The following is a 15,305-nucleotide window of genomic DNA, read 5'->3' on the forward strand; positions in this document are numbered from 1 at the left end:
GGCGGGGAGGATGTCAACACTCAATCGTAGCAATCCCATCAGCAAAGAAGTTCGCCACCCAACCCAAGTGGCACCTGATTATTTGAGTCGGGCGTTTTCTACGTTACGAGATCAAGTCGGTGTAGGTTCTAAATTGCCCTTTGAGCAACGCCCAACATTTCATGAGATCCGCGCCCTCGCCGCCCACATGTTTAAAATACAAGGCATGGATCCGCAAGCTCGCATGGCTCATAGCGATGCTAAATCAACGCAGATTTATACAGAGAACCATGTTGCATGGGTGGAAGTTCCGCACGGGGAAATTGCAGTTTGAGGAATGGTAAAACCATACCCTAAGTCGTTGATGTGTATAGAGTGAAAATCGTAAAAAATGCACTGTTTGTTTATACAGTTAATCCAAGTGAAAGCCAGTGTCTATGCGGGTTTCAAAGGTTAGAGACGGGTGACATGGGGTGTCGGGGGTCGGAGGTTCAAATCCTCTCATGCCGACCAAATAATCTCTTAAAAACCAACCCATTGCGGTTGGTTTTTTTATGGGTGGGATTTAGCGATGGTAAATAGAGCCTTAAAATTAACATTTCATTTTAATTATATTGATAATAATTAGCTTGCTAATTAAACTCATCAATAAAATCAATTAATTGGTTATAAATTTGACTTAAATCATACGTTATCGCTCTATTTATATATTATCCTGCAACTATATTAATGTTTCCCTGGTGTTGGCCGTTTGGCATCCCTTATCAAACCGACGGAGATAAGGGCTTTTTTTTACTAAAAAAGAACCCATTATGAAATATACTCACATTCGATTATCTGCCTCTTCAAATGACTATATAAAAGTCAATGGAGAGCACCGCGCAATTATTATGCTACTAAGTGATTGTGACTACGAAAAATACAAATCTGGATTAGGAAGTATTTTTCATGGTGGTTTCTTTGCTAATTTTCCAGCACAAATCAAAGTACCGAGTGAAGGGGGTTGTTGCAAATAATGAGAGTCAGTGATTTTACTCATTAATGGGTGGAATAATTAAGCTAAAACCGTCTCAATATTAAAGAGCTGATTCATAAAAGCGGATCTTTCCCGCACTCGACGTTCAGGTTCGTCACGACGTAGCCAAATATCAAAGAGCGATGAACGGAAATCCCACGCTCTGCCAGCATATCGCTGACATTGGCATAACTCATCGCGGTTGAAGCTTACCAAGGTAAGCACCACAGGATGATCTCGGGAGCAAAATGTTTCCATTTGAAATCGCTAGGGGCGATGTGGACTCACTGAAGAAGAGATGAATAGCCTCAGTTTTCATGACAATTCCATTTTTTGCAACAAGCCCGCTAACACCAGATCATTACCGTTTTTAACTCACCGGAAACTGCCCGCCGATTTTCCTCCCACTTTTACCCGACGCCATCTTTAAAACCATTTGGCAAACCATCAGACAATACTGTATATTCAACCAGTATATTAATTTAAGGGGTGAAATCATGCGTATTGAACTGATTTATGATAAGCGGAACGTGAAAGAAATACCGGGAGCCAATAGTCTGATCCTGGCTGAATTGACCAAGCGGGTACACCGCGTATTTCCTGACTCCGTGGTCAAGGTTAAACCGATGCAGGCGAACAGTATTAACACCGATGCCAGTAAAAGTGATAAGGCTATTCTTAACCGTCTGCTTGAAGAGATGTTTGAAGAGGCCGACGAATGGTTAAGGGTAGACGTCTAAGAACCTGTTTTTGGTGGCCTGAATATGTCATCAACGCGCGGACATGATTTTCCAGCGCACAGTTTCATCGTGGCTAAACCTGAACCCAAGATGCTAAATATGATGATCTTCAAACAATCAGCAAAATGCGACCACCAATTTTAATCGGCTTAAAATTACCTTTATCTTCACCGGCTTGTTCCAGTGCCAGCGCTAACTGTTCCGGCGGTTCATCTAATGATTCGTCGGCTAATTCAAATACTCCCCAGTGCATAGGAATCGTCGTCGGCATCTGTAATTGCTGGTAAAGCAGCACAGACTGTTGCGGATCCATATGTTGAGCTTGCATAAACCATCGCGGAGCATAAGCCCCAATCGGCAAAGCCGCATAATTAAACGGCCCGAGACGCTCACCAATTTCAACCAACTGTCGGAAATAACCGCTGTCACCCGAAAAATAAAAATTGACGCCATTTTGCTTCACGACCCAACCCGACCATAGCGATTGATTGCGATCCCAGGGTGTACGCATACTCCAGTGTTGCGCCGGAACGCAGTGAAACTCGGTATCCGCTATTTTGTCGCTATCCCACCAATCCAACTCGTGAATAGCTTTAGCACCGTGGCGCTGCAACCAAGGCTTCAAACCCAGAGGAACTAGAAAAATCACGTCAGGAAATCGTTGTAATAGCAGCGTAATGGTTCGAGCATCCAGATGATCATAATGATTGTGGGAAATCACTATGACGTTGATCTCAGGGAGTCGATCAACGGTTGCAGGTACGGGTGTTTTGCGATGCGGCCCGTAAAAATGTAACGGTGATGCTCGCGTGGATAAAACCGGATCAAATAATACAGTTCTTCCGGCAATACGTAACAGCACGCAAGCATGCCCTAACCACCATATGGCATCTTCGCTACCACTGAAATCAGCCTCTTGCCACCATTGAGCAATAAACGCGGGATAACCCTGCGGAGGGGGCTTCGGCAAAGATTCCCGCTTGCGCTCTTCACGCCAACGTTTCAGATCCCGGGAATGATGCACTATCGGTTCCAGGTTCTGAAACCCAAACGCTGTATGATGCGGTTTGCTGGCATCGTAATACGGATTTTTCTTGGCCATTGCTCATCCTCAAATACAATTGAATAGTTTCGAAAAAATCATGCATTTGATTTAAAAGGCGATTTCAATCGAATCCTGCATGAAAATGAGTGTCGCCCACCCTTCCGTATTGCATTACAACGAGTGATTGATTCCAAGCGGATAATCATCGCTAATGGTAGCGGCTATCCAACATTAAGACTAAAATAGCCACCGATTTGCATACCAGACTAAATGTCATTTTACCTATTTAATAACAATAGGTTAATAACAGCATCCGTCCAATTTTCACTCAAAAAAGCCCCCCGTCTAATGTTATTCCTATTCAGTGCCAATAAATTTATTGGCCTCCCACATCTTTCTTCATTTTCTTCTGACAATAACCGATTAATATAGCGCAGTAAATTTCCCTTCTGCTTTTTAAAATGGAAACAAAACCGTTGAAACAATTCTCTTCTTCCTTGTTGGTTGCGGCACTGTTCGCCTTACCTGCACAAAGTTATGCGCAAGCCGAACATTTGGCAGCGCAAATTGTGGATCAGCATGCCGAGCATATTTTTTATAACAGTGGCGCAATGGGAATGGCGCTGGTGGTGATAGATAACAATCAGGTGGTTAACCGCAGTTTTGGTGAAACCCGCGCAGGAAATAATGTTCGTCCGCGTCAGGATTCGTTGATTCGCATTGCCTCTATCACGAAACTGATGACCAGCGAAATCATGGTAAAGCTGGCTGATGAAGGGAAACTAAAGCTTACTGATCCGCTGAAAAAATACGCGCCAAAGGGGGCTAAGGTTCCGGCTTATAACGCAAAACAACCGATTACATTACTGAGTTTGGCCAGTCATACCAGTGGGTTACCGCGCGAACAGCCCGGTGGTCCACAAAAAAGACCGGTATTCACCTGGCCAACCAAAAGCGACCGTTGGCAATGGTTGAAAATCGGCAAGGTCACGGTGCCACCAGGTGTTCGTGCCGCATATTCCAATCTGGCCTACGACTTATTGGCCGATGCCCTTTCAAAAGCGGCAGCCAAACCCTATACCACGCTGCTGCGGGAAAAAATCACCGAACCATTAGGAATGAGAAATACCACGCTAACGCCAACAGCTGAACAGTGTTCTCGCCTGATGGTCGGTGTCGGCAGCAGCGCCTGCCTCAGCACGATAGCGGCGGCAGGCAGCGGCGGTATTTACTCGACGCCGGAAGATATGCAACGTTGGATGCAACAATTCCTTACTTCACAAAAAAGTTCACCTAAAGCTTCGGCCAAACGGGAACAGAAAATGTATTATCAGCGGCATGAGTTAGTTTCCCTTAAAGGCATGGATGTTCCGGGACAGGCCGATGCCTTAGGTTTGGGTTGGGTCTATATGGCACCGAAAAATGGTTTGCCCGGCATCATCCAGAAAACCGGTGGCGGTGGCGGCTTTATTACCTATATGGCGATGATTCCAGAAAAGAATATCGGGGTATTTGTGGTCGTAACTCGGACACAATTGACAAAATTTACCAATATGAGCGATGGAGTTAACCAATTAGTCGCCAATTTGGCCAGTAATAGCCGCTAATCCTGGCGACCGAAAGGACGTCTTGGCGATGTCCTTTTTGTCAGCACCAAGATATAACTGCCGCTCTTGCGAGCCAAGACACTAACGCACTGGCAGACAAGAGCAGCTTATATCCCACCTGACGCTAAATAATCCGGCACCATCCCATAAAAGACTCCGTTCAGCACCGGCTGATTCTTTCTCTAATAACCATCTGTAGCCAATCGGCTGTATATTTTCAGGCTGATAAAATGGCCATTTTTAATTTCACATTCCCGCCGAGTGCCTTCATGCCTAAAGCCGCATTTTTCCAAAAGCCGCCAACTGGCGCAGTTTTCTGGCTCCACAACGGCTTCAATACGATGGATCTGTCTTTCCTGATAGGCGTAATTGATAATGGCATGAACACATTCAGTCATTAATCCGTTGCCCCAATACTCCGGTAGCAGCCAATAGCCGAGTTCAAGCGAGCGGAAATCATGCTTCCATTCATTAAAACCGCAGGCACCAACCATCTTTTGATCGTTTCCCTCAGTGCAAATTCCCCACCAAATACCGCTCTTCTGAGCATAAATATTATTAAACCAATCCATTTGGATTTGCGTGGATTCGAGAGAGGCATAAGCTACACCATAATGTGCAATCACTGCCGGATGAGAAAGTGCAGCAAAAACTTGATGAATATCAGTAGGTCGGATTTTTCGCAAAAAACAACGCTGGGTTTTTAACTGTGGAAACATCGATCACACCGCGCAATGGCCCCTAGAGGTTATGACCCAGTATAATGGCTTGTGGCGATTAACTCGATAGATGAAAATATTAGCGAAAAAGAATGAGTGTGGCGTGACTCATCATAAAAGAGGATTCGAATGACAGACAAAAAAAAAGACATCCGAAGATGTCTTTTTCTACTTCTGGTGCCGGCACCAAGAGTCGAACTCGGGACCTACTGATTACAAGTCAGTTGCTCTACCAACTGAGCTATGCCGGCGAATTTGGCGGAAGGATAGAGATTCGAACTCTAGGACCTGTTACAGTCGACGGTTTTCAAGACCGTTGCCTTAAACCACTCGGCCATCCTTCCAATGGGCGGCATTATCATCTTAGCGCGATGATATGTCTAGTGTTTCGTTTAAAAAAAATCGGAAATTAATTCGTTTGGTTAAACTTCGTGCCAAAGCTGGTTAAAAAAAGTCTGATTGAACAAAATCAAGCCAATTGGGAGCCTGTATTTATCAGAAAAACTGTGGGGCTGATTATGAGTAGAAGTTTAAAGCCGAGCATAAGAAACGCGACCCAAAGGCCGCGTTTCTTCATCAGAACGTTCCCTACGTAAACGGGATTAGAACTGGTAAACCAAACCAACGGCTACGATATCATCAGTATTGATGCCCGCATTTTTGGTGAATTGGTTTTCGTCCAGCAGGTTGATTTTGTAGTCAACATAGGTAGACATATTCTTGTTGAAGAAGTAGGTCGCGCCAACATCAACATATTTGACCAGATCCTGATCGCCATAGTTACCCAGGTCTTTACCTTTTGATTGCAGGTAAGCCACTGACGGGCGCAGACCAAAGTCGAATTGATACTGAGCAACTAACTCAATGTTTTGTGCTTTATTGGCAAAACCATAAACCGCATTAGTGTTGGCGTTTTTGAAATCACCAAAACGAGTCAGGTTATAAGTCTGAGTATAATTGGCAGCCATATAAACATTGTTGGCATCATATTTCAGGCCAGCGGTATACGCCTCAGCATGGTCGCCGTTGCCGTAAATAGACTGGCCGCCAGGAAGTAAATCATGGTTTTGTTCATCAGTACGTTTAGAGCTGGCAAATGCCGCAGAGGCACTCACGCCCCAGCCAATATCGTAGGATACGGACATACCGTAGCCGTCACCATTTTGACCCGCAACATCACGGCCATTATTGGTTTCAGTACCGTTGCCATTTTTGCCCTGATACTGCATAGCGAAGTTCAGGCCATCAACCAGACCGAAGAAATTGTTGTTACGATAGGTCAGTATGCCGTTACCACGTTGAGACAGGAAGTTATCCGCGCCATAAGTGTCGCCACCAAATTCTGGCAAAACGTCAGTCCAAGAAGTGACGTCATAAAGTACACCATAGTTACGGCCATAATCCAGAGAACCAAAGTCAGCAAATTTTAGACCCGCAAAACCGACACGAGTGAAGTTGTTGTTATCCTGGCTTTCGGTTTTGTTCAGGTTAGCCTGATATTCCCACTGGCCATAACCGACCAGTTGATCACTGATTTGGGTTTCCCCTTTTAAGCCAAAACGCATATAAGACTGATCACCATCTACACTCTGGTTGTCAGAGAAATAGTGTAGACCATCAATTTTTCCGTACAGATCCAGTTTATTTCCATCTTTATTGTAAATTTCAGCAGCGCCTGCGCTACCTGCTACTAATAATGCTGGGACCAACAGGGAAAGAACTCGAAGTTTCATCGTTATTATCCTCATTAATTGGGTATAACTCTCGCCACTGCTCTAACGAGCAATTACCAAAGATTGGGTAAATATATTGTGGTAATAATTTTAGGATTAATCTATACAGAAAATGATAACAAATATTAAAACATGCTCTCAAACTGAAATAATATATTTCAAATTATTAATAAACAACAATTAACCAAAACACACAAAGAATATCAAGATATAGCACAAATAGAGCAGAATATATAAATAACCACTAAAAACAACACCTTAAATAAATAACAAATTCAGCACTAATTGATAAAAAACATCATCAAATATCAGTATAAGATTAGAACGCTATCATCATTATTTTTGCTTTCAACCCCTATTGGTTTAAGCATCATTAAATATCGTTTACTTAACGGCCGGTCTTTTTGACCGGTATTTTTAATTCGTGATTTTGCGTTACCCCCCACCTCATGACTTAACACTCTAACTCTGTAATTATCTCGCTAAAAAATAGTTCCCCACATTTACGGTTTCACTAGGGATTAAAAAAACCGAGCAACCATCATACAGAATATAATAATGGCAGGTTCAATACTCACCACGGAAATAATACTCTTAATCCCCCGACCATGAGTGCTTCTGGCTAGCCAGTCGAGTAAGATAAATTTCCCCGCGCTGACTGTATCGAGAATTCAGTTTTTGAATCATGCAAAAAACTAAAGGAGAAAGTCACAGCAAATCATCCATTCCCCTCAACTGGCACTAAAGCTTGTCTGAGTTCTCCTCAGCTCGATCTGTTTACGGTGAAATAGGAGGATCAAATAACCATAATATCCGCAGGAGAAAGCCTTATTCCGCCTAGAACCATGATTCTCTTCGACCCGGATTTCGCTTTGTGATAGAAACAAGGCTCAATTTTGATTATTGACCTCTACGGCAAGCAATTAACCAACATGACCACCCACATAAAGCAGCAACAAGAACAACCCGGCGCGCCTCAACAAGCCGCCACCCGTCTGGCCTTTTTCATTGCCGGGCTGGCAATGGCCGCCTGGGCACCGTTAGTCCCATTTGCCAAAGCACGTATCGCATTGAATGACGCTTCACTGGGCGTTCTGCTGCTGTGTATTGGCGTGGGTTCATTGCTGGCCATGCCGCTAACCGGTGTGATGACAGCCAGATGGGGGTGCCGAGCTGTGATTTTAATCGCTGGCGCGCTGCTGTGTTTGGATTTGCCCTTGTTGGTGTTGATGGATTCACCGCTGAGTATGGCCTTGGCTTTATTGCTCTTTGGCGCTGCGATCGGGGTTATTGACGTCGCAATGAATATTCAGGCCGTGATTGTCGAAAAAGCCAGTGGCCGCGCCATGATGTCCGGTTTTCACGGGTTGTTCAGCGTCGGTGGCATTGCCGGTGCCGGTGGTGTCAGCGCACTATTGTGGTTGGGGTTATCCCCGCTTTCCGCTGTATTGATTACCGTGATGGTTATTCTAGGGCTATTAACCATCGCCAATAAGAATCTACTCATCGGCAGCGGGGAACCCCATGATGGACCTCTGTTTGTGCGACCAAAAGGTTGGGTGATATTTCTGGGCTTCCTGTGCTTTGTGATGTTTTTGGCCGAAGGCTCAATGCTCGACTGGAGCGCACTGTTTCTTACCAGTTTACGTGGTGTAGAGCCCACACAGGGCGGCATGGGCTACGCCATCTTTGCTATTGCCATGACGCTAGGTCGCCTAAACGGCGATCGAATTGTCAACCATCTGGGCCGCTTTAGCGTATTGCTTGGCGGTAGCCTGCTCGCCGCCATCGGTTTTATCATCGCTATTAGCATTGATAGTGCGGTCGCGACTCTCGCCGGTTTTATGTTGGTTGGTTTAGGGGCGTCAAATGTGGTGCCCATCCTGTTCACCGCAGCAGGCAACCAACAGGTTATGCCAACCAATCTCGCCATTGCGTCAATGACAACCATCGGTTATGCCGGTATTCTGGCAGGTCCTGCGGTGATTGGTTTTATCGCGCAGCTCAGCAGCCTGTCATTTGCCTTTGGCTGTGTGGCCTTGCTGTTACTTAGCGTCACTGCCAGCGCCCGAACAGTAACGCGTTAATTAAGGAACCAGCGTTTCTCTATGCAAAATAATTCGTTGCCGATTAAACTCTCGAACATGACCCGCTGTTTTTGGCTGTTTATCGTGCTATTGCTCATCACGATGGGTTTGTACGGCTATAACTATACCAATGCCTATCTGGCCGAGAAAAAGTTCGCCCTAAATAATATTACCGACCGTCTGCAACAGCGCATTGATGATTACCGCTACAATACCTATCAGGTTTACGAATTGGCAACCAACGCTTCTGCTAGCCAGGGCGAGCAAGTGCTACCGGTTGGCGTGGAGGAAACCCGTTTACGCCCCGATGTCTATTTTGTAGAAAAACCGAGGATCAAAACTGACGCAGTCATTTTTGGCAATCATGATAGCGCCACGCTGAAAATGACCCTGCGAATGTCAGACTATCTGGATAATCGTTGGGGTTCCAAAAATGATACCTTCTCGATGTACTATCTTAACGGGCAAGATAACAGCCTGATTTTGATTACCACTCAGTCACTGAAAGAACTAACCTCCCGCTTCAAGGAGCGTTATCTGACCGCTTCGGCAGAATCACGTCGCGCAGAAATGCTGCAACAGGCCAATACGCTGGATGAACGGGAAAGCTTTTCTCCGCTGCGCAAGTTGCGTTTTCAAAATGCCTATTACTTCACCTTGCGTACCACCTTCAACCATCCCGGCCATCTGGCAACGGTTATCGCTTTTGATTTACCGATCAATGACCTGATTCCAGCCAATATGGCACGCTCCAATTTTTTGCTACAGCTGGATAAAACGCCAATTAGTGATAGCGGCATGACACCTGAAGATTTAAATACGGTTTTCGTCACGATTAATGGCTCATGGCTGGAATTCTCCGCACCATTGACCAACGCCTCATTGAAAATGGTGTATCGCGTCTCGTTAACCGGGTTAACCTTGGATTTGCTCAGAAATAATTCTTGGTTGATCCTGACAAACTTGATGCTGTTTGGGCTGGCATTGATGTCGTTCTACTTTATCCGCCATCAATATGCTCGCCCAGGCGTAGACATCGCTGCACAATTGGACGCAGAAAAATCTCTCTGTCGGGAAATTATTGCCACCCTACCGTTAGGATTGCTGGTGTATGACTTTAGCAACAATTGTGTGGTGGCCAGTAACAAGATTGCCGAGCACCTGCTCCCGCATCTTAATTTACAAAAAATCGCTCATATGGCCGAGCAACACCACGGCGTCATTCAGGGGACAGTAAACAACGAAGTCTATGAAATTCGCATGTTCCGCAGCAGCTTATCTCCTGAAACCTATCTTTTCCTGCTTCACGATCAGAATAAAGAAGTGCTGGTGAACAAAAAACTGCAAATGGCACGACGGGAATACGATAAGAATCTACAGGCGCGCAAACTGATGCTACATAACCTGGGTATTGAGCTGAATCAACCGGTTAGTTCGTTAAACCAGCTCGCCCACCGTTTATGGCAAATGGATGATGCTCAGCCAGAACAGCGTCAGCCATTGATTGGTCAGTTGGTGCAACAATCGGATAGTATACTGGCGCTGATCGACAACATCACGTTGCTCACTCGATTAGAAACTCAGGATTGGCAGCCAGAACAGAAACCGTTTTCATTATCAGCGCTGATTGACTCGTTATTATTAGAGGCTCTGCCCGCGATAAACCAGAAAGGATTAAGTTTATTTAATCATTATCTGGCAGAGATAGATAAAACCTATATCGGTGACGAACAGACATTGCGTAAGGTACTGTCGTTGCTACTGAACTACGCCATTATCACTACCACTTACGGTAAAATCACCTTAACGGTACAACATGATTCCGATCATCCTGAATTGTTGGTGATTCAGATTGTTGACACTGGCGCAGGTATCTCAGATGAAGAAATAAGTAATCTCACCTACCCCTTCCTTAGCCAGACTCTGGTTGATCGTTACCATCAGGGTTCAGGTTTGACCTTCTTTTTATGCAATCAGTTATGCAAAAAAATGAATGGTCAGCTTGAGATCCGCAGTAAAATAGACATTGGTACCCGTTATACCATCCGCGTAGCTATCGGATTCCAGCCGAATCAGGAAGATGAAGAGGAAAAATTGCTGGATGGCGTCACCGCGATGCTGGATATTACGTCTGATGAAGTGAAATCGATCGTGACAACGTTGCTGAACGCATTAGGCGCAAATTGTATCATTGTGGATGAGCGTTTGCCGGGCAGGGAATACGACGTTATGTTAACGGATAATCCGCAGAACTGCGCGCCTTATACCCTATTGCTGGCATCAGATGAACCCGGGCTACAGCAGCTACAGGATAATTATATCCGGGTTAACTACAACCTTGGCAGTGCGGTCATCGATTCGATTCTCTTATTGATGGAACAACAGTTTTCCTCTGGCGAGTCTGCCAATGAGACCGAGGTGGAAATCGATGTACCGGCAGGAGATCAAATCACCGGATATGAGCAGCAATTAAAATCCAGTGACTATTATGCGCTGTTTGTTGAGACAGTACCGGTCGATTTGAAGAAACTGTATACTGAGGCTCAGCAACGCGATTTGCTTTCGCTCTCGCAGACTGCGCACCGGTTAAAAGGGGTGTTTGCTATGTTGAACCTGGTTCTCGGCAAGCAACTGTGTGAAAAACTAGAACAGCATATCGCAAATGGCGATCAGTTGAAGATCGAAAATAGCATCAGCCAGATCGATTCGTTCGTCGCTCGGCTGCTGCAGCAAGGTAACCCATAACATGAACAACCTTAATGTAATTATTGCAGATGACCATCCAATCGTTTTATTTGGCATTCGAAAATCATTAGAACAAATTGACTGGGTAAATGTAGTGGGTGAGTTTGAGGACTCAACTGCTCTGATCAATAGCTTGTCAAAAATTGATGCCAACGTGCTGATCACCGATCTCTCCATGCCTGGAGATAAATACGGTGACGGTATTACGCTTATCAAATATATCAAGCGCCATTACCCACATCTGGCCATTATTGTTTTAACCATGAATAACAACCCAGCGATTCTCAGTACCGTTCTGGATCTGGATATTGATGGGATCGTGCTAAAACAAGGTGCGCCGACAGATTTACCCAAGGCATTGGCTGCGTTGCAGAAAGGCAAAAAATTCACTCCAGAAAGCGTTGCCAAACTGCTAGAAAAAATCAGTGCTAACGGCTATGGCGACAAGCGTCTTTCTCCAAAAGAAAGTGAAGTTTTACGCCTGTTTGCCGAAGGCTTCCTGGTGACTGAAATCGCTCGGAAACTGAACCGCAGTATCAAAACCATCAGTAGCCAGAAAAAATCAGCCATGCTGAAACTGGGTGTAGATAATGATATTGCTCTGCTGAACTATCTTTCTTCTGTCAGCATCAACCAGGTTGATAAAGAGTAACGACAGCCTAGCTGTACCATTCAATAAACCCGGCGAATCACTGCCGGGTTTATTATTTTCAGTGCCATCACTCACCGTCTTCCATCAAAACAGTTCAGCGAGACTGCCGTACTTTACTCGTGTAATAACTCAACATTTGACGCAACGTATCCAGCGTCACGGGTTTGGACAAACAGTTATCCATCCCGGCATCCAGACACCGTTGTTTCTCTTCCGCCAGTGCATTGGCGGTTACGCCAATAACTGGGAAGGTATGATTTTGTTCGCGCAAACATTGCGTTAAACGGTAACCATCCATATTCGGCATATTGACATCGGTCAGGACAATATCAATATGACTACCCGCCAATACCGTTAATGCGTCCAATCCATCATTGGCTGTCAATACCTGATAGCCCAGCGATGTTAACTGATCGGCCAGCAAGCGACGGTTTATCGGGTGGTCATCAACCACCAGAATTGACATATCACTATTATCGATTTGACTATTTTTACTCGGTGCCGGTAATGCCGCAGACTCCAATCTCGAGATATCCAGTAAAATTCGGTCTAACAGCCCAATCGCCTCGAGTAAAGTAGAGGTGCTAATCATCCAGTATCCTGGCCGAGTTTGCTGCGGTAAGCCAATATGCTCGATGGAGAAATGTAGGCGTGCCAATAGCGGCGTATTGATTTGCGGAATATAGTCGGTAATCAACACATCATTGACGCCGGTTTCCTGCCCGTTATAGCGTTGAATATCCGCACCGTGGCTGGCGAACAGGCTGGTCAGATAAGACTCCAACCGCGCGTTACGTACATCCATCCACAGAATTTTACCCTGCCAACGATGGCCACTCGGCGGCGTAGGTAGTGTGGCGTTATACAATGGAATACGGAAGGAGAAGATGCTGCCGATGCCCGGTTCAGAATTCACTTCCACATCACCATCCATCATATTGATCAGTTTTTCACAGATCGCCAACCCCAATCCCGTGCCCTGAAAATGGCGCTGAACGCCAGTTCCCACCTGAAAAAACGGGTCAAACAACTGGGTGATTTCCTTGTGGTTAATGCCCACGCCAGTATCCTGTACCCGAAACTCCAGATAAGGCCCGTGCAGCCTGACCTGCACAACAATACAGCCGGTATCAGTAAATTTAATAGAATTATTCAATAAGTTAGAAATAACTTGCTGTAAGCGAACCGGATCGCCATTCATCTCTATCGGTACATTAGGCTCAATAAAACAGTACAGTCCCAAACGTTTTTTCACTACCAATGGTAGATAGTTGGCGGCAATGTGCGTAATCACTTCGACACAGGAAAATGCCTGCGGCTCAATCTTCAGCTGCTCTGACTCAATTTTGGAGAAATCCAGAATATCGCTGATTATTTTCAATAATAGATCAGATGAGTTATTCATCGCCGTAACCAATCTATCAACGCCCTTCGGCAATTCTTTGGTTTGTAACAAATCCAGATTACCAATAATACCGTACAGTGGCGTACGCAGTTCGTGGCTCACTGTTGCCAGAAACATGGATTTAGATTGGCTGGCTTGTTCGGCTGCCGCGGCCATTTCCTGTAAAGACTCTTCCATTTTTACCCGCGAGCTGACATCCACCAGCACGCATATCGCCACATCTTCATTGCGATAACGAGAATGAACAAAGCTGATTTGCAAGTTATTGTTATTACTGGTCATCACATCGACAAAATTGGCCTGCTGATCGCAGATAATCCGCGTAATACGCTCCCGATCTTCATTGGTCAGCAAATTGATATAATTATGAGCCAATTCATTACTCAGGATATTGGTACCGTCGCTGAGACGTAAAATACTGATACCGACCGGCGCAGAAGCAACAATTTTACGGTTAAACTGTTCATGCTCTTCCAACTGCGAGGCGTTATTCTCCGCCGGGCGGAACATCTTGCGCTCGAACACCCAAGCCAAAGTGAAGATGACTATCCCAGACAAAGCATTCAGCAACAGTGCATTAAGAATAAGTGTCCTAAATCGTTCCACTACGGCTTTTACCGGTAGGGAATAAGCGATACTCAATGATGATGGTAATAAGCTCTTTTTTAAAATCAGATCATTATAGTCATCAACATAACCGAAATAGGAGGGTGACTCCGGATAGTCATCTAAGGTAGAGGTATAGCGTTCGCCAGTTGCGAGCCGCAATATCGGCTCATTGTGCTGATCCAGTAACGTGACGCCAATAGGCAGTGTCCCTGTCGAGATAAAATCCCCCAGACGAATAGTCTGTTCAGTACCAATCAACGCTTCCAGCTTGTGACCAATAAAGATCGGCGTCAGTACATACAAAGAGCCGGTATCCTGCCGAACACCGGGTACCACCCAATAGAGGGTATTATCTTTATCCTGATTTTTGGCATCCTGATATTTCTGCATATGCTCATTCAGCGCCGTAAGCAGACCGTCCTGATCCAGCGGCGTGTTGCGGATATTAAAATCCACCATGCAGCGACTTTCACTGCCGACAAAGAATATGCGATTAAGATCGTAAGCCGCCGCAAAATTATCTTTCCAGTACAGAATCAAATTACTCAGAGATTCCAACGGAGTGCGATAAACCGAAAGCAGCTCACTGCAATCGGCATTGGCATTCAACGCATAATATTGGGGAGCACTGCCCTTCCGCGGAATCCCACTGTCGGAGGGTACAACGGAATGATTGATATCACTCAGACGGTTTTCGGCCATATATCTGATATCACGAATAATATCTGCCGAATGGCGAATGTAGTTCTGCGCCTGTTCAAAGTTGGTGTTGTATTCTTGCCGGATATCCGATTTCTTCTCATTGAGAATATTCAGGATGTAGAAAGTGGTCAGCAGTGCGCCGAGGGACCACAGCATAACGGCGAGTACCCGGAATAAATACCGTGATATTTTTAACGTTGTTTGAAAAGAAGAAAGATATTTCAACTGGATACCATGATGAAGAACGTCACCGGATAGGTTGAGCTA

Annotated in this window: 10 protein-coding genes, 3 tRNA genes and 2 pseudogenes; 8 read left to right on the plus strand and 7 right to left on the minus strand. The window is 45.2% G+C overall.

What is annotated here, in order from left to right; all coding sequences use genetic code 11:
- Positions 1 to 16: 16 nt before the first annotated feature.
- The 3 genes and pseudogenes from DJ39_RS13915 to DJ39_RS17570 all read left to right on the plus strand — a co-directional run.
- Positions 17 to 313: pseudogene (locus DJ39_RS13915) on the plus strand (site-specific integrase); the annotation flags it as partial.
- Positions 314 to 419: 106 nt separating this feature from the next.
- Positions 420 to 492, plus strand: a tRNA-Pro gene (locus tag DJ39_RS18020).
- Positions 493 to 791: 299 nt separating this feature from the next.
- Positions 792 to 995 (plus strand): DUF1883 domain-containing protein, encoded by a 204-nt coding sequence (locus DJ39_RS17570; protein WP_071665716.1) that lies wholly within the window; start codon positions 792 to 794, stop codon positions 993 to 995.
- Positions 996 to 1,110: 115 nt separating this feature from the next.
- Here the strand turns inward: DJ39_RS17570 and DJ39_RS17575 are convergent.
- A pseudogene (locus DJ39_RS17575) lies at positions 1,111 to 1,272 on the minus strand (IS6 family transposase); the annotation flags it as partial.
- Between the two features lie 219 nt (positions 1,273 to 1,491).
- On the opposite strand from DJ39_RS17575, the gene DJ39_RS13920 reads away from it, so the two are divergent.
- Entirely contained in the window at positions 1,492 to 1,734 is a 243-nt protein-coding gene (locus DJ39_RS13920; RefSeq protein WP_004717805.1) for a DinI family protein, read from the plus strand.
- Positions 1,735 to 1,843: 109 nt separating this feature from the next.
- Here the strand turns inward: DJ39_RS13920 and DJ39_RS13925 are convergent, their stop codons facing one another.
- The gene (locus DJ39_RS13925) at positions 1,844 to 2,836 is read right to left on the minus strand and encodes an MBL fold metallo-hydrolase (RefSeq protein ID WP_004717807.1); all 993 of its coding nucleotides are present in this window, start codon (positions 2,834 to 2,836) and stop codon (positions 1,844 to 1,846) included.
- A gap of 404 nt (positions 2,837 to 3,240) precedes the next feature.
- On the opposite strand from DJ39_RS13925, the gene ampH reads away from it, so the two are divergent.
- On the plus strand, positions 3,241 to 4,386 hold the full coding sequence (ampH, locus tag DJ39_RS13930) for a D-alanyl-D-alanine-carboxypeptidase/endopeptidase AmpH (protein WP_004717809.1): 1,146 nt from the start codon (positions 3,241 to 3,243) through the stop codon (positions 4,384 to 4,386).
- 182 nt (positions 4,387 to 4,568) lie between these two features.
- Here the strand turns inward: ampH and DJ39_RS13935 are convergent, their stop codons facing one another.
- The 4 genes from DJ39_RS13935 to ompC form a co-directional block, all read right to left on the minus strand.
- Positions 4,569 to 5,105: a GNAT family N-acetyltransferase gene (locus DJ39_RS13935; RefSeq protein WP_004717811.1), complete on the minus strand. Its 537-nt coding sequence runs from the start codon at positions 5,103 to 5,105 to the stop codon at positions 4,569 to 4,571.
- A gap of 175 nt (positions 5,106 to 5,280) precedes the next feature.
- Positions 5,281 to 5,356: transfer RNA gene (locus DJ39_RS13940), tRNA-Thr, on the minus strand.
- Positions 5,357 to 5,361: 5 nt separating this feature from the next.
- A tRNA-Ser gene (locus tag DJ39_RS13945) sits at positions 5,362 to 5,449 on the minus strand.
- Between the two features lie 258 nt (positions 5,450 to 5,707).
- Positions 5,708 to 6,838 (minus strand): porin OmpC, encoded by a 1,131-nt coding sequence (gene ompC / locus DJ39_RS13950; protein ID WP_038251489.1) that lies wholly within the window; start codon positions 6,836 to 6,838, stop codon positions 5,708 to 5,710.
- 932 nt (positions 6,839 to 7,770) lie between these two features.
- Between ompC and DJ39_RS13955 the strand changes: the two genes are divergently transcribed.
- The 3 genes from DJ39_RS13955 to rcsB are packed head-to-tail and all read left to right on the plus strand — an operon-like array spanning position 7,771 to position 12,322.
- Positions 7,771 to 8,925 (plus strand): MFS transporter, encoded by a 1,155-nt coding sequence (locus DJ39_RS13955; RefSeq protein ID WP_038244316.1) that lies wholly within the window; start codon positions 7,771 to 7,773, stop codon positions 8,923 to 8,925.
- A 21-nt stretch (positions 8,926 to 8,946) separates the two neighbouring features.
- On the plus strand, positions 8,947 to 11,670 hold the full coding sequence (gene rcsD, locus DJ39_RS13960) for a phosphotransferase RcsD (RefSeq protein ID WP_004717814.1): 2,724 nt from the start codon (positions 8,947 to 8,949) through the stop codon (positions 11,668 to 11,670).
- A 1-nt stretch (position 11,671) separates the two neighbouring features.
- Positions 11,672 to 12,322, plus strand: coding sequence for a response regulator transcription factor RcsB (gene rcsB / locus DJ39_RS13965; protein WP_004717815.1), 651 nt, complete (start codon positions 11,672 to 11,674; stop codon positions 12,320 to 12,322).
- Between the two features lie 94 nt (positions 12,323 to 12,416).
- On the opposite strand, the gene rcsC is transcribed toward rcsB, so the two are convergent.
- Positions 12,417 to 15,263 carry a two-component system sensor histidine kinase RcsC gene (gene rcsC, locus DJ39_RS13970; RefSeq protein WP_038251491.1) on the minus strand — a complete coding sequence of 949 codons (2,847 nt, stop codon included), beginning with the start codon at positions 15,261 to 15,263 and terminating at the stop codon, positions 12,417 to 12,419.
- Positions 15,264 to 15,305: the final 42 nt, after the last annotated feature.

This window comes from Yersinia ruckeri ATCC 29473, from assembly GCF_000754815.1.
GTDB classification, from domain to species: Bacteria; Pseudomonadota; Gammaproteobacteria; order Enterobacterales; family Enterobacteriaceae; genus Yersinia; species Yersinia ruckeri.

Bases quoted from the DNA above. Each gene is read 5' to 3' on its own strand.
- DJ39_RS17570 (WP_071665716.1), top strand. From the start codon at position 792: ATGAAATATACTCACATTCGATTATCTGCCTCTTCAAATGACTATATA.
- DJ39_RS13920 (WP_004717805.1), top strand. From the start codon at position 1,492: ATGCGTATTGAACTGATTTATGATAAGCGGAACGTGAAAGAAATACCG.
- DJ39_RS13925 (WP_004717807.1), bottom strand. From the start codon at position 2,836: ATGGCCAAGAAAAATCCGTATTACGATGCCAGCAAACCGCATCATACA.
- ampH (WP_004717809.1), top strand. From the start codon at position 3,241: ATGGAAACAAAACCGTTGAAACAATTCTCTTCTTCCTTGTTGGTTGCG.
- DJ39_RS13935 (WP_004717811.1), bottom strand. From the start codon at position 5,105: ATGTTTCCACAGTTAAAAACCCAGCGTTGTTTTTTGCGAAAAATCCGA.
- ompC (WP_038251489.1), bottom strand. From the start codon at position 6,838: ATGAAACTTCGAGTTCTTTCCCTGTTGGTCCCAGCATTATTAGTAGCA.
- DJ39_RS13955 (WP_038244316.1), top strand. From the start codon at position 7,771: ATGACCACCCACATAAAGCAGCAACAAGAACAACCCGGCGCGCCTCAA.
- rcsD (WP_004717814.1), top strand. From the start codon at position 8,947: ATGCAAAATAATTCGTTGCCGATTAAACTCTCGAACATGACCCGCTGT.
- rcsB (WP_004717815.1), top strand. From the start codon at position 11,672: ATGAACAACCTTAATGTAATTATTGCAGATGACCATCCAATCGTTTTA.